Source organism: Chitinimonas prasina, from assembly GCF_030160395.1.
GTDB lineage: Bacteria > Pseudomonadota > Gammaproteobacteria > Burkholderiales > Chitinimonadaceae > Chitinimonas > Chitinimonas prasina.
Genome location: NZ_BSOG01000004.1, coordinates 348,916 through 371,843, shown reverse-complemented (window position 1 = coordinate 371,843; position 22,928 = coordinate 348,916). Strand labels below are relative to the sequence as shown.

Sequence of the window (22,928 nt, the reverse complement as noted above, 5' to 3'; positions counted from 1 at the left end):
CAAACCGCTCCGGTTTGGCACGGGCGAGTTTCTCCCGGATTTCCAGGGCCTGAAGAGCTTTCTCCGCCGCCTCCTCACTACGACCCAAGTCGCCCAGGTGGCTGGCGTAATTGCTCAGTGACGTTGCCCAATCTGGCTCAAACCGCTCCGGTTTGGCACGGGCGAGTTTCTCCCGGATTTCCAGGGCCTGAAGAGCTTTCTCTGCCGCCTCCTCGCTACGACCCAAGTTGCTCAGCTGGCTGGCGTAATTGCTCAGTGACCTTGCCCATTCCGGCTCAAACCGCTCAGGTTTGGCACGGGCGAGTTTCTCCAGGATTTCCAGCGCCTGAAGAGTTTTCTCCGCCGCCTCCTCGCTACGACCCAAGTTGCCCAGGTGGCTGGCGTAATTGCTCAGTGACGTCGCCCATTCCGGCTCAAACCGCTCCGGTTTGGCACGGGCGAGTTTCTCCAGGATTTCCAGCGCCTGAAGAGCTTTCTCCGCCGCCTCCTCACTACGACCCAAGTCGCTCAGGTGGCTGGCGTAATTGCTCAGTGACAGCGCCCAATCGGGCTCAAACCGCCCCGGTTTGGCACGGGCGAGCTTTTCCATGATTTCCAGTGACTGAAAGGCATTTTTCTCGGCCTCGTTAATAAGACCTTGCCAGCTAAGCCAAGTAGCTAAATCACCCAATGTGCGACCTTTATTGGCTTGATCTTCGCTGGTGATACGACCTGCTTTGCATTCAATTTTTGTCAGCTGAGCCTTGAACACCATAACCCCCAAGTCGACGAGCGGGATAGTTTCATCTGTTAAGTGTTTTACCAATATTCCGCTGACTTGGTTTTTTCTTTGCGTATTCAGAAGTGAAAAGGCGTTCTCAATGCTATGAGACAACGGCCCCGGGGTTTCAATCATCACAGCGACGAAGTCGTCGGCGCAGGTTAAAAAATACTCGCCCAACAAAGGTTCGATCATGTCTGCAAGCTCGGCCCGGTGCCGCAGCAGCCGGGCAAGCACGGTCAACGCTGAGCGCCGCACACTAGCCTGTTTGTGCCCTAGCACAGCGCGCAGCAAATTGGCCCCATTCACCCCTAGCAGCACTTGGGCGACTAATGCTTCGCCCAATAAATCCGGCCGGAGGGCCTGTACTCCCTGGCGCCCAGGGTAAAGCGGGGCTAATTTGCCGAACAGCGATTTGAACCGCGCCTTATCCTCGCCAGCGTCAACCCACAACGCCTCACCCTCACGCGGGGTGTGCAGACCATTGACCAGCGTTGCCAGTGCCATGAACAAACTGGCGCTCTCTTCGTGAGGCGTGGCACTGGCTGGGATATCCGCAAGCACTTTCTGCCAATAGCGTCGCTCATGGCCAATCAAAGCCCGGGCTACCGCCTCTGCAGAGCCGGGCTGCTCCCCATGCAAGGCCAGAAGCGCCACCATCTGCACATATAGCGGATGCCCGAAATGGTCGTCCGCCAAATGCGGAATGGCCAGCAGCTCGGGGGTGGCGAGTCGTTCCGCAAATGCGGCCATGGCGCGTCGATACGCTGATAGCCGGCTTGCCTGGGAGTCGTGCAACTTAGGCAGCGTATAGGGGCCAGTGGTAGCTCGCCCCCCCAGCAATGCTTCGCATTCGGCGTCTTTGCCCGCAAGCAGATCCCACCATTCGCCCCCATCCCGTGCCAGTAGTACGATCCGGAAAGGATGATTCAGCGAGGCCTTCAGCAGCGTTTTCAGTAGTTTCAGCAATTCCTGCTGACGGGTTTCTGCATAATCGATGACTAGGCAGACCGGCTGTTTGGTCAATGCCAGGCTACGCACCGTGTTTTCAATCTGCGCATCTTTGTTGGGTAAAAAGCCGCTTTGCCAGCCTTCTTCATTCAGTCGTAGACACAACTCCAGCGCTAGGCGCGTTTTTCCGGTACCGCCCACGCCAGTGAGCAAACGAAGAGAAATGGGATATTCTATTGACTTGGCCCAGTCAAGCTGCTCACGCAAAAAAGGCTCGCGATCCGCATCAAAGGGCAGAACGGCTTCTTCTGCCTGCAGTAGCCTGCTGTGGCTCAGCCCAGCATCAGGGCGCCAAACCGGACGGGGCATTTCTAGCATGGGCTTACTAGTTGTCGCCATCGGGGCAGATTCTGCTTGCACCTGCTGATGCTTTGGCGCTGACTGCGCTATCGGGGGGCGCACCACCTCCTCCCAATTCAGCGCTTCGGCCAGTGCCTGCGCGCAATTAGCCCAGCTGTATTTGTCAGCACAGTATTGCCGCAAGCGTATGGCCTTATCCCGAGCTTGCTGAGGATTTTTAGCGACCTCCAGAATAAGCTGGGTCAGTTGCTCCAGATCGCGATCCTTGAAGAAGGGCTCTTCATGACTGCCCAGGACATCGATTGGATGCACTAGATTTTTGAAAATGCCATCATCATAATCGTGCAGCAAACGATAAAGCCCGCTTTTCTGACTGACGATCAACGGTACTCCAGCTGCAATCGCCTCCCATCCGACCAAACCAAACCCTTCATGCCAGGATGGCATCATCGCTACATTAGCATTGCGCAAATCCGCAAACAGCTCCGCGCGATTGGTGGTAAACGGTAGGGCATTCATGGGAAAAACACGGCCTGCGTGATGCTCGGCATAGTTTTTCAGTTCAGCTTCCGCCTCCGCGTGATCAGAACTGGCGTTTTGCTCAAAATCGACACCCCTCAGCGTCAACGCCGGCTGATTCGTGCCGTGCAACACATCGGGGAGCGCTGTATCGACACTCGCCTTCTTGATTGCATTGGCAAAGGCAGCCACCCCCAAATGGCCCTGCTTGAGTTTTTTGGCATCGTCGCTGAGCCGTCCGCTGATAAAGCCTTTAAAGTTGCGTGAGGGATTCTGCCTAACTTGAATGTCCGGCATTCCCGGCACCAGCATGGCAATGTGGGACTCATCCAGCATGTCAACCAGCGCATCACGTAGCCATGGCCCAACGGCCAGCTTGATATCAGCCTGTTCAAACAGCGTTTTCTGCTCTGTGAATTTCTGATGCGCCATTGCGCTGTTTTCGCAGAACGATTCGTAATCCTTGTAACTCATGTGGTGAATAAGCGCAGACTTGCCACCACAATGCTGTGCTGCACGTATCGCGATGCCCCCCGTGATGCGGTCATGGCCAAGCCAGACAGTGTGCGCGCCATCTATCTCAACACCTTGAGCCTGCAGCGCGTCCTTTGCCTGAGGCGCCAGGTCGGCCGGAAACCCTTTTCTTCCAATCAAGTTAAGTGAAACCAGTTGAACCAGTCTGTCTTTCGCTTCCAGAATCTGGGCATCATCCGTTTCAAGCACAACGCAAACCGTCCGGACACGCCCATGAAATGCAATAGCAAAGTGGGTTAGTAAATCTTGGTTAAAGCTGTTGATACCACCAAATTGCGTTCCCCAGCGGTCCGAAAAAGCTATCAGTGTTTTCATAGGATGTGCCATAAATTGAGTCCACTGAGGTGGTGTAAATAGCGCAGATAAGCTGCCAATGATCCATCACAGGTCACCTGCTTAGCAACGTACGCATGAAAAATCTGCAGCACGATCTTGACCGGCAAGCACGAGTGATCAGTTCAAGCAGAATCCACACCGTACCCGTGTACTGTCCGCCGCCCGCGCCTGCTGCGTGCCAGCACTTGCCCGCCCAGCCAGAACCGCAGCGCTGGGTGCCGCTAGCAGCGCTTAAAGCTGCCCAGGCAGGGGCAGTGGCGTGCCGCTCTTTACGGTGCGTATGGCGAAGTTGCTGGTGATGTCCTGCACCATGCTGAGTGCCTGGAGCTTGCGCACCAGTTTTTCGTAGTCGGGCAGGTCGCGCACCACGACTTCCAATAGGTAATCGAAAGCGCCCGACACCACGTGGCAGGCGATCACCTCGTCCATGGTGGTGACGGCTTCTTCAAACAGCCTGACGGCGTCTTCGCGGTGGTGCATCAGCCGTACGTTGACGAATACCGTGGTGGCCAACTGCAGCAGCTTGCGGTTGAGTACGGCCCGGTAGCTGCTGATGATGCCGCTGTCTTCCAGCCGCTTGAGCCGGCGTGCGCAAGGCGAGGGCGAGAGGGCGACGCGCTCGGCCAGTTCTACCGTGCTGAGCCGGCCTTCCTGTTGCAACAGCTGCAGCATCTGCCTGTCTATGCGGTCCATGGTCTGAGTAGTCTTGGTGGTTTCCACTCATATTGTGGGGTTGATTGGTGGATATTGCCAATATCGGTGAGCTGCCATGCGAACTATGCCCATAAACACCCTGGCTTGCGGCGGATAATTTGCGCATTCCCCGCCCCGCTGGAGTTCTGCCATGACTACCCCTGTCGATGCCCGCCTGACGCTGCCTGCCGGTGGCCTGGTCGACACCCTTGATGCGCAGCGCCGTGGCGTGATGCTGGGGGTGGCTGCGCTGGTGGTGACGGTATTGATCTGGGCGGGGTTCTTCTTGTCGCTACGTGCCGGTGCGCGTGCCAACCTGGCGCCGGATGAGCTGGCGCTGGTGCGTTTTGGCCCGGCGGGCCTGGTGTTTCTGCCTGTGCTGCTGCGGCAGTGGCGGCGCATTGCAGCCGTGCCCCTGCACCATCTACTAAGCATACTGGCGGGCAGTGGCTTGCCTTACTTTCTGGTGGCCGGCCTGGGTATGCGGCACGCACCGGTCAGCGATGGGGCGACCCTGATACCGGGCACCTTGCCCCTTTTCGTGGCGGCCATCTCCGTCTTGCTTTACGGCCAGGCCTGGGCCAGCGTCAAGCTGCGGGCACTGGGCTTGATCGCGGCCGGCGTGGTGCTGATGCTCTTGCTTAATCATGGCAGTGGCGATATCTGGCAGGGCTATGGCTTGTTCCTGTTGGGTAGCCTGATGTGGGCCAACTTCACGGTGTCGCTCAAGCAGTCTGGCCTCAGCCCTTGGGAGGGCGCTGCCGTTATCTCCTGTGGCTCGCTGGCTTTGCTGGCCGTTTGGCTGGTGCTGCATCCTCCCGTCGGGCTGCTGGCCCTGCCGGTGGCGTCGCTGGGTTTCCATGTCGCGGTGCAGGGCTTGGGTGTGGGCTTGCTGTCCACGCTCTGCTACGCCTTTGCCATTGCTCGCTTGGGTGCTGGTCGGGCGGCGGCTGCGGGTGCATTGACGCCGGTAGTCGCGTCGGTGCTGGCACTGCCCTTGTTTGGGGAAGTGCCCACGCTGGCGTCCCTGCTGGGCATGGGCTTGATCGTGGCTGGCGTGGTGCTGACCCACCGTTTGTCCCGATAGGGTTGGCGCCACTGCCGGCTCATACTCTCTGCAGGTGCAACGTCCTGGTACTTGCTCGCGGCGCGCTTGCGTGTTTCTTACCTATTTTTACTTGGAGTCACCCATGTTCCAGAATCTGAGCCCTGCGGCTGTTGATCCGATATTGTCGGTAGCGGAGGCTTTCCGCGCAGATGGCCGCACCCACAAGCTGGATCTGGGCGTGGGGGTGTATCGCGATGCCGCCGGCAACACGCCTGTGATGGCGGCAGTGCGCGAGGCGGAACAGCAGCTTGCGGCCAATCAGCCCAGCAAGAGCTACGTTGGCCTGGCGGGCAATCTGCGCTTCAACCGTTGCGTGGAGCAACTGGTGCTGGGGCAGGAGGCTGACGCCAGCGCCTGGGTGACCATACAGACCCCTGGGGCCAGCGGTGCCTTGCGCTTGGTGGCAGACCTGATTGCCGCCAGCCGGCGTCATGCCAAGGTCTGGATCAGCGACCCCAGCTATGTGAACCACGCGCCCATCATGCAGGCTGCCGGCCTGGCGGTTGAGCGCTATCCCTATCTGGACGTGGCGACAGGCACCCTGCGGCGCGAGGCCTTTCTTGAGGCGGTGGCGGGCTTGGGCCAGGATGATGTGCTGCTGCTGCATGGCTGCTGCCACAACCCCAGTGGCCTGGACCTGACCCTGGCCGATTGGCAGGCGATTGCCACCATGGCGCAGGCACAGGGATTCCTGCCGTTTGTCGATATGGCCTACCAGGGTTTTGGCGATGGGCTGGAACAGGATGCCGCCGGTTTGCGGGTATTGGCTGCGGCTTGCCCCGAAATGCTGCTGGTGTATTCGTGCTCCAAGCATTTTGGCCTGTATCGCGAGCGTACTGGCGCTGCCATGGTGAAATCGGCGCAGCCTGCGCTGGTGCGCGGCAAGTTGTTCGAACTGGCGCGGCGCAGCTACACCATGCCGCCGGACCATGGTGCCGAGATCGTGGCCATGATCATGGCGTCTGATGACTTGCGGGCCAGCTGGCAGGTCGAGCTCGAAGCCATGCGCCTGCGCATGCTGGCTAGTCGCGACAGGCTGGCTACAGCATTGGCGCAGCGCGGCCTGGCGGCAGACTACCTGCGCAAGCACAAAGGCATGTTCTCCATGTTGCCACTAAGCGACGCGGCGATCGCCCGGCTGCGCGATGAATTTGCCATCTACCTGGTGGCAGGTGGCCGCATCAATCTGGCGGGCCTGGATGAGAGCCGCATCGATGAGCTGGCCGATGCGGTTGCGCAGGTTAGCCAGGCTGGCTGATTGCCGATGGGGCCTGAAGGTGCTGTCTTAACAGTGCCCTCAAGCTATCGTGGGGGGCGAAGGCCCTGACGATATCGCTGCTGCGCCAGCTGGTGCTTTCCAATACCACCATGCTGGTCTGGCTGGCCGGATAGTAGGTGAGGGTAGCGATGTAGCCTGCGGTATAGCCGCTATGGCTGTATTCGAGCAAGCCATCGGCCTGGCTGATCTGCAAACCCAGTCCATAAGCCAGCGTGCCCCAGCGATGTGGCCGCTCGCTACTGGGGCTGACCATGGCGCGATAGCTGGCCGACGACAGTAGCTTGCCCCCGTGCAGGCAGGCTTGCCACCGTACCAGGTCATCGGCACTGGCAACGATGCCGCCGGAGGCGATGGCGGCCGCGCCCTTGCCTGGCAGTAGCGCACCATCCTCTTGTTCATGCAGGCCTGGCTGCCTGGGCTGCTGGTCCTGCACGGCGGCGCTGTGCATGCCGCACAGCTGGAATACTTCCTTGGCCAGTTGTGCATAGCTTTGCCCGCTGCTGCTGGCCGCTACCTGGCCCAGCAGATCGTAACCTCGATTGGAATAGGCAAACTGGCTGCCGGGCGGGGTGCTGGGCGGGCCAGCGTCACCCGTCAGGCCCGCTGTGTGGTCAAGCAGCTGGCGCAAGGTGACTTGGCTACGCCAGGCAGGGTCGAGCTGTGGAAGATACTTGCCTACCGGTGCATCCAGCTGGGCGCGGCCGGCATCCACCTCGCGCAGGACGATGGCTGCGGTGATCTGCTTGGTCAGCGAGCCGATGACAAAGCGCGGCGGCAGATCGGTAGCGGCGAGTTGCTGGTATTGCCATAGGGTGGCACCCGCACGGCTGATCAGGGCCACCCCCCGGAATGGCCGGTCTGGCAACTGGGCCAGGGCGGCGGTATAGGATGGTAGCGGGTGGGTAGCCAGCGCCAGAGGGCTGATCAGTGCAAGTAGCATGGTGGGGGCCGGTGGAGAGGTGGTGCGGAGTCTCGGCTACTGGTACGCCCAGTGCCACCGTCACGACTGCAACCGCTGTAACGTCCTGGGCGAAGGCATGGCTGTTCTTTGAAAAGGCACTTGGATCGCGCTTTGAACGCGAGTTGTTCGGCGATACAAGCACCTCTCAGGCGATTCTCTGCATCGTAATGTTTCTGGATGCGACTTTTTCAGATTATGCTTATGGAGAGAGCCATTCATCCCTGCAAAGCATGCGAATTCAACTCAAAGGCCGGCCATGAGCCGCGATAAACGTACAGCCCGCCGCGTTCCGGTAGCCTGTCCCGCGCGTATCCGCACTCTGGATATCGGGCCGAGCTATTACGGCACCTGTACCGACCTTTCTGTTGGCGGCCTCACGATACATAGCAACTTCGTGCCCCGCCACGACGAGGAGCTTGAGGTGACGGTGATGCCGCCGCGCAGCGGTGGCAAGCCGGTACCGCCAATGACAGCCAGGGTGAAGGTACGTCGCTGCCATGAGATCGAAGCTGGGTTGACCTATGAAATTGGCCTTGAGATCGTCCAGATACTGACCTGAAGCTTTGGGCTGAGTTCACCGAAAACAAAACGGCGACACCAAGTCGCCGTTTTGTTGTCTGGCAAGAAGCGCTGCCAGGCGAGGGGGCGGCGAGGCTTACTCGGTACGGAACACCGCCAACGTGCCATCGAGCTGCTGTGAGGTCTCACCCAACTGCCGCGCAGCCTCGCCCATGCCCTCTGCCTTGTCGCGATTGGCCTGCATGGTGGCGTTCAGCGCCAGCAATGCCTCCCGTATGGCATCGACCGATTGCCGGGCGGCATCGGCGTCCTGGGCGCTTTCACCCACCACGCCGCTGGTCTGGGACATCAGCTCGGCGGTGCTGGCGATAGCGGCATCTACCGTGCCGGAGGCGGCCACCAGGCCATCAATCTGGCGTGCCTGATCGTCAACCTGCTTGCTGGTGGCTTCGATGGTGGACAGGATGCGGCTGACCATCTCGTTGGTCTTGCCCAGGGTCTCCTTGGTTTGCCCTGCGAGTTTGCGTACCTCATCCGCCACAACGGCAAAGCCACGGCCCATTTCACCAGCACGGGCGGCTTCGATGGCTGCGTTCAGCGCCAGCAGATTGGTCTGTTCTGAGATATCGGCAATGGTGCGAAGTATGCCGGTGATCTCGCGGACATTGCCCGACAGTGTCTTGAAGGCACCGGTGAACTCGCGATTGGCCTGGGCGCCGGCTTCGATCTGGCCAGTCATGGTATCGATTTGCTGGCGGGCATTGCCCAGCATGGCTTCCACCTTGCCTATCTCGGCCCGCAGGCTATTGGCACGCTCGGCCGACTGGGCGGTGACGCTGGCGATCTCGTCGGCGCGGTGGGTGACCACGTCCAGGCCCTCGGCGGCTTGTATGGTGTCGCTGGAGATGGCCGCAGTCTGTTCGACAAACTCGGTGGAAATGCGCGCATTGCCGCCTGAGGCTGACTTGGCTTCGCCCAGTGCCTGCCGGAAGCTGGCCATCAGTTCGTTGAGATTGCGGGCGATATGGCCCAGCTCATCGCCATGGCTGGCATCGACTTGCAGGGTGAGGTTCTTGTCGCGGGCGATGGTATCGATGGTCTGGCTGATGGCCTGCACCCGCCGGACGATAATGCCCACCAGCAGGTAAGAAACCAACATGCCCAGGATGAAGCCCACTGCGCCAATGCCGATCGAGTAGAAGAAGGTGGTTGCCAGTTCCTTGCTGATATGGTCAACCCTGACATCGGCGCCAATCAGGTAGACCTTGCCGTTCTCTGTCTTGAAGGGCACCAGAACGGCGCGCAGGGGGCCGTTGGCGTCGTAGTCGGCATAGCTTTCCTTGCCCTGGCTTAAGGCGGCCTTGGCAGCCTGCGGGGCGCTGGTGAAGTTGGCAAAGTGCTTGTGGTAGGTGTCCTTCTTCTTGTCCTCGGCGCTGAAGCCGTCAGCCAGGTAAACCAGCTTGCCGTCGCTGCTGCCAACAAAATACAGGTAGCTCAGGCCTACCTTGTCGGCCAGTTGTCGCAGCTTCTCGCCTACACGGGTGTATTCGGTATCGGATATCCCGCCTGCAGAGCTACCGCGTGAGATATAGCTGTCACCCACCAGATCAGGCGCTGCGTTGGCTGCGGCGACCAGCTTGCCATCGATGCCGGCCAGTACGGTCTGCGATTTGAGGTAGTAGGCGTAGCTGGTATAGAGCACACCTGTGATGAAGTTGGCGACAAAGAAAATGGCCAGCAGCTTGACCTTGAGAGAGTGGTTGCGCAGCGACCAGCCCCCAGACTTGGCAGCAGGTAGGTGGGGGAGCTTGAAGGTCCAGTTCAGTGGCTTGCGCATCGCTTTGTTCTCCGCGTTGACTTGGCTTTTTTATGAGGAAACTATAAGCGATAGCCGATATCCTGGCAGCTATACTGCGTCACTTCCCCGCTTCCTGACTCTAGTTATGATGTTTTCTCCTGCTGTGCAACTGCTGGATACCCCAAGCCCGCTGGCCTGGCGCCTGTTCTTTGTGGCGGGCAAACTATTGCTGCCCGCAGTGGAAGGGGCGGCATTGGCACCGGTGCCAGTACTGGATTTCGAACCGACTGCGAGTAGCCGGCACTATCTGGGCAGGCTGGATGGCCTGGATTGCTGGGCCATTACCCTGCCGGATGTGCCTGACGGCTGGCAGCCCATGGCCTTGCGCGCCGCCATGATGCAGATGCCGGCACCGTTGCTCAACCTGGCGGTGCGGGCGGCACAGATAGTGGAATGGGATAGGACCCACCGCTACTGTGGCGCCTGCGCCACGCCAACCGAGCACAAGCCTGGCGAGCGCGCGCGCGTCTGCCCCAGTTGCGGCCAACTGGCCTACCCCCGCCTGAGCCCAGCCATGATGGCCTTGGTGTGGCGGGAGGGTGAGCTGCTGCTGGCGCGCTCGCCGGGATTTACACCGGGCATTTACAGCGCGCTCGCGGGCTTTGTGGAGCCAGGCGAAACCCTGGAGGAGTGCGTGGTGCGCGAGGTGGAGGAGGAGGTGGGGCTGCAGGTCAGCGATCTACGCTACTACGGCAGTCAGAGCTGGCCTTTTCCGCATAGTTTCATGCTGGCCTTTACCGCACGCTGGGTAGGGGGCGAAATCGTGCCGCAGGCCGGGGAGATCGAGCATGCTGCCTGGTTCCCGCTGGATGGCCTACCGGGCATACCGCCTCGCTTCAGCATAGCGGGACACCTGATACGCGATACGGTGGCTGCCATGCAAGGGGCGGCGAGCTGATGGATGTGACGCTGGTGACGGCTGGCCCCTATCTGGCGGCACAGCCTGATGACTGGTATGTAAGCCAGATACACCACGAGGAGCGCTTGCTGGCAACGGCGTTAGCTGCATTGGGCCTGCAGAGCCAGCGCGCCGACTGGGCTGATGGCCAAGTGGACTGGCGCAAGACACGTTGTGCGGTGCTGCGTTCTACCTGGGACTATTTCCATCGTTACGATGCCTTCTCGGCCTGGCTGGCGGGCGCCGACGTCCAGACCATGCTGCTCAACCCTTTGCCGCTGCTGCGCTGGAATATCGACAAGCACTACCTGGCTGATCTGGCGCAGGCGGGCGTGGCGATAGTGCCTACCCGTTTTGTGGCACGGGGAGATTCGGCCAGCTTGGTGCAACTGGCGGCAGAGCAGGGCTGGGATGCCGTGGTGTTCAAGCCGGCCGTGTCTGGCAGTGCCCGATTGACCTACCGTGCCACGGGCTCGGAACTGCTGGCGCTGCAATCGGTGTTTGCGGCCTGTGTGGCTGGCGAGGACATGCTGCTGCAGCCATTCCAGCCTGAGATTCTTGCCCTGGGCGAGGTGTCGCTGATGGTGATGGATGGCCGTTACACCCACGCCATACGCAAAATGCCCAAGGCAGGGGATTTTCGGGTGCAGGACGACCATGGTGGCACGGTTCAGCCTTATGTGCCGAGCAGGGCCGAGGTGGCCTTTGCCGAGGCCGCCGTCGCCGCCTGCCCAAGTCTGCCGGCCTACGCCAGGGTAGATTTTGTGGTGACGCCAGAAGGGTGCCGCCTGATGGAGCTGGAACTGATAGAGCCAGAGTTGTTCCTGCGCTTCCATCCCCCGGCGGCCGATGCCCTGGCGGCGGCCATTGCCCGGCGTTTGGACACTTAGCTGTAACTGCTAGGCGGTCGCTTGCGGCTGCTTCACGCTTACGGGGCCGGGTTGGTAGCCCATCGTCAGCAAGGCTTGTGATAGCCACTCGGCGGCCGGGCCAGACAGGCCTGGTGGGGCGCTCAGGGTGAATTCGATGTGCAGGCCGCTGTGGCGGGCGTTGCCGTAGCTGGGCAGGCAGGAAAGCTTGATATCCGGATGGCGCGCCAGCAGGTTCTCCATCAGTTCGATCAGGTCACCCTCCTTGGCGTCGGGCACGATCAGGCTGGCGATCTCTTCCACAATACCCAGGTGGCGATAGTGCTGATCCAGCACCCAGCGCACCATGGGGTGGGCCATCTCGGGAAAGCCCGGTACGAAGTAGTGCCGTGCCAGGCTAAAACCGGCGATCTGATTGATGGGGTTGGGGATCAGCTGGCAGCCGTCGGGTAGCTGCGCCATGCGGATACGGTTGGGGTAGGCCGCTTCGCCAAAGCGCTCGGTAATCAGCGCGGTTGCTTCTGGGTGCTGTACCAGGGGCAAGCCCGCTGCTGCTGCGGCAGCCTGCCTGCTATGGTCATCGGGCGTGGCGCCGATACCGCCAAAGCTGAAAACGATGCATTCGCCAGCCAGCGTCTCCCTATATAGGGCGGTCTGTGCGGCTGGATCGTCGCCGATGTAGCGGGCCCAGGCGAGCTGCAATCCGCGGCTGTTCAGTTCTTGGGCGGCAAAGCGCAAATGCTTGTCTTCGCGCCGGCCGGAGAGAATCTCGTCGCCGACGATGATGACGCCAAATTGCTGGGGCATGCTTGGGATACTCCGTGTCGAGAGGTACTGGCGACCCTGACCGGGCCAAGGTGTCCCTCCATCATGGCACGATGAAAACGGCCCGCCTAGGGGCGGGCCGAGCGGGCTGCATGACTCGGTACAACGAGCTTATTCGCCCAGATAGGCGTGCTGTACCTTTTCATTGGCCAGCAGGGCATCGGCGCTGTCGGCGTAAGTGATACGGCCACTTTCCATCACATAGCCACGATTGGCGGTCTTGAGCGCCAGCTTGGCGTTCTGTTCCACCAGCAGCATGGTCACGCCTTCGCTGGCAATCTGCCGGATGATCTCGAAGATCTTCTGCACGATGATGGGGGCGAGACCCATGGAGGGCTCGTCCAGCAGCAGCAGCTTGGGGCGGCTGAGTATGGCGCGGCCCATGGCCACCATTTGCTGTTCACCGCCGGACAGCGTACCGGCCAACTGCTTGTAGCGCTCCTTCAGACGTGGAAAAAGACCGTAGACCCGCTCCAGATCCATCAGGATCTCGGCCTTGTCGTTGCGGTAGTAGGCGCCCATCCACAGGTTTTCCTCCACCGTCAGGCGGGGGAAGATGCCACGGCCTTCCGGCACCATGGCCAGGCCACGAGAGACATAGTGATGCACCGGAATGCGGGTGCTGTCCTCGCCGTTGTAGATGATGGTGCCGGCAGCCGGCTTGACCATGCCCACCAGGGTCTTGAGGGTGGTGGTCTTGCCTGCGCCGTTGGCGCCGATCAAGGCCACCAGCTCGCCCTGCTTGATCTCCAGGTCTATGCCTTTGACGGCCTGGATGCCGCCATAGGCAACCTGCAGGCCTTTTACTTCCAGCAGTGTTTTCTGTTCGCTCATGCTATGTCCTTACCCGCTCAGTCCGGCGACGCACCGAGGTAGGCCTCGATCACGCGCGGGTTGTTCTTGACCTCTTCAGGTACGCCTTCGGCAATCTTCTTGCCGTAGTCCAGTACGGCAATACGGTCGCACAAGCCCATCATCAGCTTCACGTCATGTTCGATCAGCAGGATGGTGACGCCATCGTTGCGTATCTTCTCCATGAGCTTCTTCAGGTCGTCGGTTTCCTTGGGGTTCATGCCGGCAGCCGGCTCGTCCAGCGCCAGCAACTGCGGGTCGGTTGCCAGTGCGCGGGCGATTTCCAGGCGGCGCTGGTCACCATAGGACAGATTCTTGGCAAACTCGCCGCCGTGCTTGCGTATCCCTACATAGTCGAGCAGCGACTGCGCCCGTTCATGGATGCCAGCCTCTTCGGCACGGGTCTTGGGGTCACGGAAGACCGCCCCCAGCACGTTGGCACGGGTACGGACATGGCGCCCAACCATCACGTTCTCCAGAGCCGTCATGTTGTGGAACAGACGGATGTTCTGGAAGGTCCGGGCGATACCGCTTTCCACCACCACATTGGGCTTCTTGCGGAACAGGTCTATGCCCTTGAAGGTGAACTTGCCTTCGTCGGGTTGGTACAGACCGGTCAACACGTTGAACAGTGTGGTCTTGCCAGCGCCATTGGGGCCGATCAGGCCGTAGATCTCGCCCTTGTTGATGGACAGGGCCACATCGCTGAGGGCATGCAGGCCACCAAAGCGCTTGTGTATGCCGGAAATCTCCAACAGGACTTCGCCATTTGCTTGATTAGCCATGAGCGGCCTCCTTCTCTGCATCCTTGACCTTGAGGTCATCGTCCTCATGGAACTCAGCCTTGCGTTGCTTGGAAGGCCACAGACCCTCCGGACGTACCAGCATGACGAAGATCAGGGCAATGCCGAACAGCAGCATGCGTAGGTTCTCGGGGTTGACCAGGCGCTCGCCTATCAGCTTGTCCTGCAGGGGGTTGACTACGTCACGCAGTACCTCGGGGGTGAGGAACAGCAGTATCGCACCCAGAATGACGCCGGGGATGTGACCCATGCCGCCCAGCACCACCATGGCCAGTACCACGATGGACTCCATCAGGATGAAGCTCTCGGGGGAGACAAAACCTTGGAAGCTGGCAAACATGGCGCCAGAGACACCACCAAAGCTGGCACCCATGGCGAAGGCCAGCAGCTTGACGTTACGGGTGTTGATACCCATGGCCTGTGCCGCAATCTCGTCTTCCCGTATGGCTACCCAGGCACGGCCGATACGCGAGCTTTGCAGGCGGATGGAAACCACGATGATCAACAGCGCCAGTGCCAGGAACAGGTAGTAGTAGAGGTGGACGCTACGGAACTCGATGCCGAACACGGTGATGGCCTGGGAGAACTTGTGGCCGAACAGCGACACGGGTTCGATCAGGTTCACGCCTTGCGGGCCGTTGGTGATGTTGATGGGGCGATCCAGGTTGTTCATGAACAGGCGGACGATCTCGCCAAAACCCAGGGTCACGATGGCCAGGTAGTCACCACGCAACTTCAGCGTGGGTGAGCCCAGCAGCACACCGAATATGCCCGCCAACAGCGCCGCCAGCGGTAACACCACCAGCAAAGGCATGTGCAACAGCCACTCGAAGCCCGTACCTGACAGCATGGGTACCAGGTGTGGCGAGTTCAGCAGGGCATAGACATAGGCCCCAACAGCGTAAAAGGCGATGTAGCCCAGGTCCAGCAGGCCGGCATAGCCCACCACGATGTTAAGACCCAGCGCCAGCATGATGTAGAGCATGGCGAGGTCGAGGTTACGCACCCAGGTATTGCCCAGGGTGGCGCCCATGACAAACGGCAGCACCGCCAGTACCACGGCGAATATCGCCATGCCGGCGTAGGCCGCTGGCTTGGATTGTTTGATGTTGGCTAGCATGTTCTCTCTCTCCCGATCAGGCGCGTTCGGCGACACGTTCGCCCAGCAGGCCGCTGGGGCGGAATACCAGCACCAGGATCAGCACCATGAAGGCAAAGATGTCCTGATAGTGGCTACCCAGCACACCACCAGTAATCGGGCCCAGGTAACCGGCGCCGACGCTCTCGATAATGCCCAGCAGGAGGCCGCCAGCGACCGCGCCAGCCAGGTTGCCGATACCACCCAGCACGGCTGCGGTGAAGGCCTTCAGGCCTATCATGAAGCCCATGGTGGGGTAGGCCAGGCCGTAGTTGGCGCCAACCATCACGCCGGCCACGGCACCGAGTGCCGAGCCGATGACGAAAGTCATGGAGATAACGTAGTTGATATTGACGCCCATCAAGCTGGCGACCGACTGATTCATGGATACTGCGCGCATGGCACGACCCAGCTTGGTCTTCTCGACCATGATGAGCAGGCCACCCATGACAACCAGGGCCAGTACAACGATGAGTATCTGCAGATCGGTAATCACGGCGCCCATGAAGTCGTGCGAGGCATGGGGCAGCAGATCAGGGAAGGAACGAGGATTGTTCTTCCAGATCAGCACTGCAACCTGCTGCAGCACGATGGAGATACCGATGGCGGTGATCAAGGGGGCCAGGCGTGGTGCTTTACGCAACGGACGGTAGGCTACCCGCTCGATGGTGAAGCCCAGCAGCATGGTGATGGGTATGGAGACAAGTAAGCCGGCCACGACCAGCAGTGGCCCCGGCAGGTTGACGCCGCTACCCGAGAGGATGCTGACAGCCGAGATGGTGATCATGGCGCCCATCATCACGATTTCGCCATGGGCGAAGTTGATGAGCTGCAGGATGCCGTAGACCATGGTGTAGCCCAGAGCGATCAGCGCATAGATGCTGCCGACTACCAGGCCGTTGATAAGTTGCTGGATGAAAATGTCCACGCGTTGACTCCTCGTCTTGTTGCGTGAGGGAAAGCGAATCGTGCCGGGTCGGCAAACGAAACCCCGTGTGCCTCAGAATTATTATATTGAGGCGGGCCTGATTGTGACTGGGGTATGACTACAGTTGTAGTTGGGGAAAACCGGAAGTGAAAAAGGCGGCGTCTTTCGACGCCGCCTTTGTTGTAACAACCTTACTGCTTAGGTTGTTCAGCAGGCGCTGCTGCGGCTGCCGGTGCGGCAGCTGGGCTGCCCACGGTGGCCACTGCTTCCCACTTGCCAGCCTTGACCTGATACACGGTCACTTGGCCGCCGACGATATCGCCCTTCTCGTCGAACTTGATGGGGCCGGTTACGCCTTGGTAATCGGTCTTGGCCAGTTCAGGCAGGTACTTGGCCGGATCGGCCGAGCCAGCACGCTTCATGGCTTCCACCATCAGGCGGGTTGCATCATAGGTGAACGGTGCGTAGATCTGGATGTCGGTGTTGAACTTGGCCTTGTACTTCTTATCGAAGTCGGCGAAGCCGGGCATCTTGTCCTTGGGCATGCCAGGCTGCGAAGCAAACTGGCCTTCGGCGTTGTCGCCTGCCAGCTTGATGTATTCGCCGGTCTGGAAGCCGTCGCCACCCATCACCTTGGCGGCAATGCCCAGCTTCTTCAGCTGCTGGGTCAGTGGGCCGGCCTGAGCGTCCATGCCGCCGTAGAAGATCACGTCCGGCTTCTTGCCCTTGATGGTGGTCAGAATGGCCATGAAATCGGTGGCCTGGTTGGTGGTGAACTCACGACCCACCACTTCCACGCCCTTGGCCTTGGCGGCCTTCTCGAATTCGTCTGCCAGGCCTTGGCCGTAGGCGGTACGGTCGTCGATGATGGCGACCTTCTTGGCCTTCAGGTTGGTGGCAGCAAACTCACCCAGCGCGCCGCCTTGTGCGACGTCGTTGGCAATCACGCGGTAGGCAGTCTTGAAGCCTTGCAGCGTGTATTGCGGGTTGGTGGCAGATGGCGAGATCTGCGGAATGCCGGCATCGGAATACAGCTTGGAGGCTGGGATGGTGGTACCCGAGTTCAGGTGACCGATCACGCCGGCAACCTTGGCATCCACAAAGCGCTGGGCCACGGTGGTAGCGGTCTTGGGGTCTGCCTGGTCATCTTCCGAGATCATCTCGAACTTGACCTTCTTGCCGCCGATCTCAACGCCTTCGGCGTTCAGTTCTTCGATGGCGAGGCGGACGCCGTTTTCATTGTCCTTGCCCAGGTGGGCGATGTTACCGGTCAGCGGTGCTGCGTGACCAATCTTGATCACTTCGTCGCCGGCGGGTGCGGCAGCGGCGGGTGCACCAGCTGCATCAGGTGCCGGCGCTTCTTCTTGTTTGCCGCAAGCGGCGAGTGCCAGTACGGCGGTGGCGATCAGGCTGTAACGAGCCAAGGTCATGAATGTTCCCCTTTTGACAAACGCGGTATTCCGAAATTAGGAACTGCACAGTATGCGCAATCCGACAACGAGCCAAAATGCGTGCGGAATATTGCGCTCCAACTTTTGCGCTTGTCAACGTGGGATAAGGCCTGTCGTAAAACCGCGAATTTGGCTTGTACCAAGGCTTTGCGGGTAATCCCTAACTCATACCACCAGGTCCAGTTGCTGCATGGTCCCGACCTTCCCGCTCTCGGACAGATAGATGCCAGATCGCCGTATCTGTCCATGTTCTATATTCTGTTGATCTGTCAGGGAAAAATCGGTTTGTGCGTTGTCCAGATAGAGCGCGCCGATACCCAGGCCCTTGAGGTCGGTCAGGTGGGTTACGCCGTTGGTATCCCGTGTCCATAGCTTGAGTTGCGCCCAGACGCCATCATTTTCGTCTATCCAGCCATTGCCATCCTGATCGTGCCGGGCCAGATCAGCGAAGCCATTGCCGCTCAGCGCACCAAACAGCTCGCTACCATCGTTGATGGTGCCATCCTGGTTGGTATCCAGTGCCAGAAAACCGCTACCCTGGCCCAGAAAGGACATGGTATCGAGCTGGCCGTCGGCATCCAGGTCAAAGGTGACTTTATCGTTGCCCAGACTGGCCGTGGCGGCGGCATAGTTGATGACCAGCGGGTCTTTCTTCATGCCGGGCGATGCAGCGGTAAGGCTGAACTCGCGTTCTTCGCGGTAGTAGCGGCTGAGGTCCAGTGCGGCACTGAAGGCAATCTCCTGGCCGTCTGCCGTAGTTATGCGACCGCCAGCGGTAAAGCGCGTGTATTCGCTTTCTTCCAGCACTTCGCGGTAGTGGTAGTCGATACGCCACTCGGCCTGCGCCGGGCCGGCGGGTACGCCGCTGGCTTCGCCACTGGTCGTTGCGCCGATGTTGCGTTGCGCAGGCACAACATTCTCGGTTTCCAGGTCGCGGCCGGTGAGGTGTTTGACCAACTGGCGCACCAGCGGCCAGAGTGGGTTGCTCTCCAGTGCCAAGCGTAGGTCGTAGCCCGTGTCGGCCGCCTGGGTGGAGACACCCTGGCTGGAGAGGGCAACGTTTTCCTGCGGGGGCGGTGGGGCAGGGCGGAAGCTGGTGTTGATGCGCGTCTCTATGGTTTGCCGGCGCGCAGCCTCGCGCTGGCCAGCAAGCTGGACCTGCGATTGCTCGATTTTCATCTTGTTTTCTCCTGGCCGCCTGTCAACGGCTTTATGCCCAGATATCGGCAAGGAGAAGGATAACTTGATGATATGCAAGGCTATCCTGACGAACAGGCTAAGTGCCTGTTCAACGTCTTTTCGCCACGTCGCTGATCTGGAAAATGGCCAGGCACAAGGCGTGGTGCGCAGGCAATAACAAGTTATTGCCAAGCGCCACAACGCAGTGAGTGGCCGTTTTCCAGATCAGCCCTTCGGGTTCGCAGCCTTGCCGGCGAATGGCAGCGTTGCAAGCCGCTGACGGTACCCGTACCGCTGCGCGTCTTGTGCCTTGCCCTTCATCCGGCAAGGTTGCGAACCCAGCGGGCCGCGACGCGGTGAAAAGACGTTGAACAGGCTCTTACATCTGGCCGTGTTCTGCCAGTGAATGGCTGCCGTGGCGGGTTACCACGAAATGATCGAGCAACCGTATATCAAGCAGTGACAAGGCTTGCTTGACGGTGCGTGTCAGGTGCAAATCGGCCTCGCTGGGCTGGCTGACGCCCGAGGGATGGTTGTGGGCAATGATCAATGCCCCGGCATTCAATTGCAGCGCCCGCCGCGCTATCTCGCGTGGGTGGACGCTGGCCTGATCCAGCGTGCCGCGAAACAACACTTCGGCGCTGATCAGGCCGTGCTGCGTATCCAGAAAAAGTGCACCGAAGCATTCGCGGTCTTCTCCGCCCAGCCACAGGCGCAGGTAATCGCGCACCGCAGCAGGTTGGCTGAAGGCCTGGGGGCGGCTCAGCTGCTCTCCCAGGGCGCGGCGGCTCATTTCCAGTATGGCTTGCAACTGGCTGTACTTGGCAGCGCCCATGCCGGGGATGCGGCATAGTTCGGTCAGGCTGGCGTCAAACAGCTCGGTGAGAGAACCAAAGTGCTGCAGCAGCTCGCGCGCCAGGTCCACCGCATTCTTACCTGGTATGCCTACCCGCAGGAAGATGGCCAGCAGCTCGGCATCAGACAGGCTGCTGGCGCCATGTTGTAGCAGTTTTTCGCGGGGGCGTTCGTCGGTGGGCCAGTCGGTTATCGGCATGGGTTTGGGTGGGCGAGAGGGATGCTTTACACTTTCGGGCTGAGCAGGCTTATTTGTAAAGGAATTCTGATGCGAGAGCAGCAAGCATGAATCGCCCCAAGCGTGTTTTGCTGGGTGTGACCGGTGGTGTGGCTGCCTACAAGGCGGCGGAGCTGACACGGCTGTTTGTCAAGGCTGGGCATGATGTCCAGGTGGTGATGACCGAGGCGGCCACCCGGTTTGTGGCGCCGGCCACTTTCCAGGCTTTGTCGGGCCGGCCGGTGTTTACTGATCTGTGGGATAGCCGGGTCGATAACCACATGGCCCATATCGATCTGGGCCGAGAGGCGGATCTGATACTGGTGGCGCCTGCGTCCGCCGACTTTATGTTCAAGCTGGCCCATGGCGCAGCCGATGATTTGCTGTCTACGCTGTGCACCGCCCGGGATTGCCCCCTGTTGGTGGCGCCTGCCATGAACCGGCAGATGTGGGAGAACCCACCCAACCAGCGCAATGTGCAGCAGCTAAGGCAAGATGGCGTGCTGGTGCTGGGGCCGGATGAGGGTGACCAGGCCTGCGGCGAAACGGGTTTTGGCCGCATGCTCGAGCCAGAAGCCCTGTTTGAACTGGTCGAGGCCGCTTTCCAGCCCAAATACCTGAAGGGCAAGAAGGTACTGATTACCGCCGGGCCTACCTTTGAGCGTATCGATGCGGTGCGAGGCATTACCAATTCCAGCTCAGGCAAGATGGGTTTTGCCATTGCCCGCGCGGCATTGGAGGCCGGTGCCGAAGTGACGCTGGTTGCCGGACCAACATCGTTGAAAACCCCGGTGGGTGCACGGCGCGTGGATGTGGAGAGCAGCAAGGACATGCTGGCTGCCGTCAATGCGGCTGTCAGCAAGACTGATATCTTTATCAGTGTGGCGGCGGTGGCCGACTACTATGTACTGAATCCATCCGAGCAGAAGATCAAGAAGGATGCCCATATCCTGACCCTGGAACTGGCGCCCAATCCAGATATTCTGGCCAACGTGGCTGGTTTGGCTGATCCACCATTCTGTGTGGGCTTCGCCGCCGAGAGTGAAAACCTGCTGGAGTACGGCGAACAGAAACGCCGGCGCAAGAAACTGCCTTTGCTGGTGGCCAACCAAGTTCAGTCAGCCATTGGGGCTGACGATAATGAAGTCTTTCTGCTTGACGACCACGGCCAGCACAAGCTGCCGCGTGCCCCCAAGCAGGAGATTGCCCGTGCCATCGTGCAACACACCGCCAAGCTTTACCATGAGTACCATAAGCCATGAAAAAACAGATCGACGTACGTTTGCTGGATGACCGCCTGAAAGAGCACCCACCAGCTTATGCCACCGGCGGCTCAGCCGGGCTGGATCTGCGTGCCTGCCTGGAAGCACCATTGGATTTGCAGCCGGGTGCCACCAAGCTGGTACCTACCGGAATGGCCATCCACCTGGCCGATCACCACCTTGCCGCCATGATATTGCCGCGCTCTGGCCTGGGGCATAAGCACGGCATCGTGCTGGGTAACCTGGTGGGGCTGATTGATTCCGACTACCAGGGACAGATCTTTGTTTCGGTCTGGAACCGTGGCAACGAGCCTTTTGTGATCCAGCCCATGGAGCGTATTGCCCAACTGGTCGTGGTGCCGGTCGTGCAGGTCGGTTTCAATGTCGTGGACGAGTTCCCCGCCAGCGATCGGGGCGAGGGGGGCTTCGGTAGTACCGGCAAGCACTGACCGTGCAGTAGCAGGCCCGGCCTGTACTGTGGTAGCCAGAAAAGCAAAAAGCCACCTGTATGGTGGCTTTTTGCTGCGGCTTAGCTTTTGCTGCCTGACTGGGGTTTAGACACCCAACTCTTCTACCCAAGCCAAGGCTGATACATGGGCCTTGTTGAGCATTTCCGGGGTCAGCTGCAAGTGCTCGCACAAGCGCGGCACATCGGCCATCTCGGGGTCTTCGCAGGCTTCGGCCAGCTCCAGGAAGGGACCATAGATACCGGTGCGGCTGAGCAGTGCGTCAGAGACGGCATCTGGCAGCAGCAGGGTTTCCAGGATCTTCTCCATAGGCATGTCCAGCATCACGTCCAGCAGCGAGAACACGCCAACGATGAACAGATTGTCGCGATCGGTTCCGTCGAGCATGTGGCTGCCCAGCAATTCGACCAGCCTGCCACGGGTGACGGCGGTTTTCATCAGTGCAGGCGGGGTACCGGCGTCGGAGCTGGCGGTAACCAGCAACAGGGTGAGCCAGCGGTACAGCTTTTGGTAGCCCAGTATGGTGACAGCGTGGCGGAAGGAATGGATCTCGCAGGAGAGGCCAAACCCTGCCGAATTGATATAACGCAGCAGCTTGAACGACAGGGCCACATCACGCTTCAACGCATTCTCGATCTCGGTGATCTCGGCGTTGTTGCGCAACATGTTGAGCAGGGTAAGGATGTTGGCGTAGGCCGGGTTGATCACCTTGGCCGAGAGCGTCTCGGGGTGGGCGAAGTAGTAACCCTGGAAGCAGTCCATGCCCACATCAAGGCAGAACTTGAACTCGTCCTTGGTCTCGACCTTTTCTGCCACCTGCAGCACTGGGAACTTGCGCAGCTCCTTGGACAGGCTCTTCACGTTCTCCAGCCCCAGTTGCTGGATATCGAGCTTCACATAGTTGGCAAACTCGAGGAAGGGGGCCGTCTGCGGGGTGTAGGTAAAATCGTCCAGCGCAATGCCAAAGCCCTGGGCGCGTAGTTCCTTGGCGCGTGCCAGCAACTCGGGGGTGGCATTGACCGACTCGACGATCTCCAGCACCACACGCTGCGGATGCAGCAACTCGAGAAAGTTGCTCTCCAGCATGGAGGTGGCGACGTTGACGAAGGCCAGCTTGCTACCTACCAGCCAATCCGCGCCCATATTGGACAGGGTGTTGACCAGAATATTGGTGCCGGCCTGCATATCGCTGGAGAAGTCCGCCGTCAGGGAGGACTGATCCAGTCGAAACAGCAACTCATAACCTATGATCTGCTGCTGGCGGTTAAGTATGGGCTGACGGCCGATAAAGGCGTTGTTCTGCATA

At 60.1% G+C, this 22,928-nt stretch carries 20 protein-coding genes; 7 read left to right on the top strand and 13 right to left on the bottom strand.

Going from position 1 to position 22,928, the window contains the following annotated elements:
- Together QQK16_RS16870 and QQK16_RS16865 are read right to left on the bottom strand one after the other, a co-directional pair.
- On the bottom strand, positions 1-3,439 hold a 3,439-nt coding region (locus QQK16_RS16870; RefSeq protein ID WP_284197641.1), incomplete at its 3' end, for a glycosyltransferase.
- A gap of 252 nt (positions 3,440-3,691) precedes the next feature.
- Complete coding sequence (locus QQK16_RS16865) at positions 3,692-4,180, bottom strand: Lrp/AsnC family transcriptional regulator (protein ID WP_284197640.1); 489 nt, start codon at positions 4,178-4,180, stop codon at positions 3,692-3,694.
- A gap of 124 nt (positions 4,181-4,304) precedes the next feature.
- Between QQK16_RS16865 and QQK16_RS16860 the strand changes: the two genes are divergently transcribed.
- A complete protein-coding gene (locus tag QQK16_RS16860) occupies positions 4,305-5,240 on the top strand; it encodes a DMT family transporter (protein ID WP_284197639.1) in 936 nt (311 codons plus the stop codon).
- 103 nt (positions 5,241-5,343) lie between these two features.
- Entirely contained in the window at positions 5,344-6,519 is a 1,176-nt protein-coding gene (locus QQK16_RS16855) for an amino acid aminotransferase (protein ID WP_284197638.1), read from the top strand.
- Here QQK16_RS16855 and QQK16_RS16850 read toward each other — a convergent pair.
- Positions 6,503-7,480: a serine hydrolase domain-containing protein gene (locus QQK16_RS16850; RefSeq protein ID WP_284197637.1), complete on the bottom strand. Its 978-nt coding sequence runs from the start codon at positions 7,478-7,480 to the stop codon at positions 6,503-6,505. The two genes, QQK16_RS16855 and QQK16_RS16850, sit on opposite strands and share 17 nt — an antisense overlap.
- A 277-nt stretch (positions 7,481-7,757) precedes the next feature.
- Here QQK16_RS16850 and QQK16_RS16845 point away from each other — a divergent pair, with 277 nt between their 5' ends.
- Complete coding sequence (locus QQK16_RS16845; protein WP_284197636.1) at positions 7,758-8,060, top strand: PilZ domain-containing protein; 303 nt, start codon at positions 7,758-7,760, stop codon at positions 8,058-8,060.
- A gap of 96 nt (positions 8,061-8,156) precedes the next feature.
- On the opposite strand, the gene QQK16_RS16840 is transcribed toward QQK16_RS16845, so the two are convergent.
- Positions 8,157-9,857 (bottom strand): methyl-accepting chemotaxis protein, encoded by a 1,701-nt coding sequence (locus QQK16_RS16840; protein WP_284197635.1) that lies wholly within the window; start codon positions 9,855-9,857, stop codon positions 8,157-8,159.
- Between the two features lie 106 nt (positions 9,858-9,963).
- On the opposite strand from QQK16_RS16840, the gene nudC reads away from it, so the two are divergent.
- Both nudC and QQK16_RS16830 read left to right on the top strand, forming a co-directional pair.
- Positions 9,964-10,776: an NAD(+) diphosphatase gene (nudC, locus tag QQK16_RS16835; RefSeq protein WP_284197634.1), complete on the top strand. Its 813-nt coding sequence runs from the start codon at positions 9,964-9,966 to the stop codon at positions 10,774-10,776.
- The gene (locus QQK16_RS16830) at positions 10,776-11,666 is read left to right on the top strand and encodes an ATP-grasp domain-containing protein (protein WP_284197633.1); all 891 of its coding nucleotides are present in this window, start codon (positions 10,776-10,778) and stop codon (positions 11,664-11,666) included. Before nudC ends, QQK16_RS16830 begins: the two co-directional genes overlap by 1 nt.
- Positions 11,667-11,675: 9 nt before the next feature.
- On the opposite strand, the gene QQK16_RS16825 is transcribed toward QQK16_RS16830, so the two are convergent.
- From QQK16_RS16825 to radC, 8 genes are all read right to left on the bottom strand, one after another.
- On the bottom strand, positions 11,676-12,452 hold the full coding sequence (locus QQK16_RS16825; protein ID WP_284197632.1) for a competence/damage-inducible protein A: 777 nt from the start codon (positions 12,450-12,452) through the stop codon (positions 11,676-11,678).
- Positions 12,453-12,581: 129 nt separating this feature from the next.
- Complete coding sequence (locus QQK16_RS16820; protein WP_284197631.1) at positions 12,582-13,304, bottom strand: ABC transporter ATP-binding protein; 723 nt, start codon at positions 13,302-13,304, stop codon at positions 12,582-12,584.
- Positions 13,305-13,321: 17 nt separating this feature from the next.
- Complete coding sequence (locus QQK16_RS16815; protein WP_284197630.1) at positions 13,322-14,107, bottom strand: ABC transporter ATP-binding protein; 786 nt, start codon at positions 14,105-14,107, stop codon at positions 13,322-13,324.
- Positions 14,100-15,245: an ABC transporter permease subunit gene (locus QQK16_RS16810; protein WP_308447064.1), complete on the bottom strand. Its 1,146-nt coding sequence runs from the start codon at positions 15,243-15,245 to the stop codon at positions 14,100-14,102. The genes QQK16_RS16815 and QQK16_RS16810 overlap by 8 nt, the downstream gene beginning before the upstream one ends.
- Positions 15,246-15,261: 16 nt before the next feature.
- Positions 15,262-16,191: a branched-chain amino acid ABC transporter permease gene (locus QQK16_RS16805; protein ID WP_284197629.1), complete on the bottom strand. Its 930-nt coding sequence runs from the start codon at positions 16,189-16,191 to the stop codon at positions 15,262-15,264.
- A gap of 191 nt (positions 16,192-16,382) precedes the next feature.
- Positions 16,383-17,621 (bottom strand): branched-chain amino acid ABC transporter substrate-binding protein, encoded by a 1,239-nt coding sequence (locus QQK16_RS16800; RefSeq protein WP_284197628.1) that lies wholly within the window; start codon positions 17,619-17,621, stop codon positions 16,383-16,385.
- A 186-nt stretch (positions 17,622-17,807) separates the two neighbouring features.
- Positions 17,808-18,821 carry a hypothetical protein gene (locus tag QQK16_RS16795; protein ID WP_284197627.1) on the bottom strand — a complete coding sequence of 338 codons (1,014 nt, stop codon included), beginning with the start codon at positions 18,819-18,821 and terminating at the stop codon, positions 17,808-17,810.
- A 379-nt stretch (positions 18,822-19,200) separates the two neighbouring features.
- The gene (gene radC / locus QQK16_RS16790) at positions 19,201-19,875 is read right to left on the bottom strand and encodes a RadC family protein (protein ID WP_284197626.1); all 675 of its coding nucleotides are present in this window, start codon (positions 19,873-19,875) and stop codon (positions 19,201-19,203) included.
- An 86-nt stretch (positions 19,876-19,961) separates the two neighbouring features.
- On the opposite strand from radC, the gene coaBC reads away from it, so the two are divergent.
- Together coaBC and dut are read left to right on the top strand one after the other, a co-directional pair.
- The gene (gene coaBC / locus QQK16_RS16785) at positions 19,962-21,155 is read left to right on the top strand and encodes a bifunctional phosphopantothenoylcysteine decarboxylase/phosphopantothenate--cysteine ligase CoaBC (protein ID WP_284197625.1); all 1,194 of its coding nucleotides are present in this window, start codon (positions 19,962-19,964) and stop codon (positions 21,153-21,155) included.
- Positions 21,152-21,604 (top strand): dUTP diphosphatase, encoded by a 453-nt coding sequence (gene dut / locus QQK16_RS16780; protein ID WP_284197624.1) that lies wholly within the window; start codon positions 21,152-21,154, stop codon positions 21,602-21,604. Before coaBC ends, dut begins: the two co-directional genes overlap by 4 nt.
- A 105-nt stretch (positions 21,605-21,709) precedes the next feature.
- On the opposite strand, the gene QQK16_RS16775 is transcribed toward dut, so the two are convergent.
- On the bottom strand, positions 21,710-22,927 hold the full coding sequence (locus QQK16_RS16775; protein WP_284197623.1) for an EAL and HDOD domain-containing protein: 1,218 nt from the start codon (positions 22,925-22,927) through the stop codon (positions 21,710-21,712).
- Position 22,928 lies beyond the last annotated feature (1 nt).

Excerpts from the sequence above, each read along its gene's own strand:
- nudC (WP_284197634.1), top strand. The coding sequence starts at position 9,964 with ATGATGTTTTCTCCTGCTGTGCAACTGCTGGATACCCCAAGCCCGCTG.
- QQK16_RS16820 (WP_284197631.1), bottom strand. The coding sequence starts at position 13,304 with ATGAGCGAACAGAAAACACTGCTGGAAGTAAAAGGCCTGCAGGTTGCC.
- QQK16_RS16830 (WP_284197633.1), top strand. The coding sequence starts at position 10,776 with ATGGATGTGACGCTGGTGACGGCTGGCCCCTATCTGGCGGCACAGCCT.
- QQK16_RS16800 (WP_284197628.1), bottom strand. The coding sequence starts at position 17,621 with ATGACCTTGGCTCGTTACAGCCTGATCGCCACCGCCGTACTGGCACTC.
- QQK16_RS16775 (WP_284197623.1), bottom strand. The coding sequence starts at position 22,927 with ATGCAGAACAACGCCTTTATCGGCCGTCAGCCCATACTTAACCGCCAG.
- dut (WP_284197624.1), top strand. The coding sequence starts at position 21,152 with ATGAAAAAACAGATCGACGTACGTTTGCTGGATGACCGCCTGAAAGAG.
- coaBC (WP_284197625.1), top strand. The coding sequence starts at position 19,962 with ATGAATCGCCCCAAGCGTGTTTTGCTGGGTGTGACCGGTGGTGTGGCT.
- QQK16_RS16860 (WP_284197639.1), top strand. The coding sequence starts at position 4,305 with ATGACTACCCCTGTCGATGCCCGCCTGACGCTGCCTGCCGGTGGCCTG.
- QQK16_RS16845 (WP_284197636.1), top strand. The coding sequence starts at position 7,758 with ATGAGCCGCGATAAACGTACAGCCCGCCGCGTTCCGGTAGCCTGTCCC.
- QQK16_RS16855 (WP_284197638.1), top strand. The coding sequence starts at position 5,344 with ATGTTCCAGAATCTGAGCCCTGCGGCTGTTGATCCGATATTGTCGGTA.
- QQK16_RS16840 (WP_284197635.1), bottom strand. The coding sequence starts at position 9,857 with ATGCGCAAGCCACTGAACTGGACCTTCAAGCTCCCCCACCTACCTGCT.
- QQK16_RS16850 (WP_284197637.1), bottom strand. The coding sequence starts at position 7,480 with ATGCTACTTGCACTGATCAGCCCTCTGGCGCTGGCTACCCACCCGCTA.
- QQK16_RS16815 (WP_284197630.1), bottom strand. The coding sequence starts at position 14,107 with ATGGCTAATCAAGCAAATGGCGAAGTCCTGTTGGAGATTTCCGGCATA.
- QQK16_RS16795 (WP_284197627.1), bottom strand. The coding sequence starts at position 18,821 with ATGAAAATCGAGCAATCGCAGGTCCAGCTTGCTGGCCAGCGCGAGGCT.
- QQK16_RS16825 (WP_284197632.1), bottom strand. The coding sequence starts at position 12,452 with ATGCCCCAGCAATTTGGCGTCATCATCGTCGGCGACGAGATTCTCTCC.
- QQK16_RS16810 (WP_308447064.1), bottom strand. The coding sequence starts at position 15,245 with ATGCTAGCCAACATCAAACAATCCAAGCCAGCGGCCTACGCCGGCATG.
- radC (WP_284197626.1), bottom strand. The coding sequence starts at position 19,875 with ATGCCGATAACCGACTGGCCCACCGACGAACGCCCCCGCGAAAAACTG.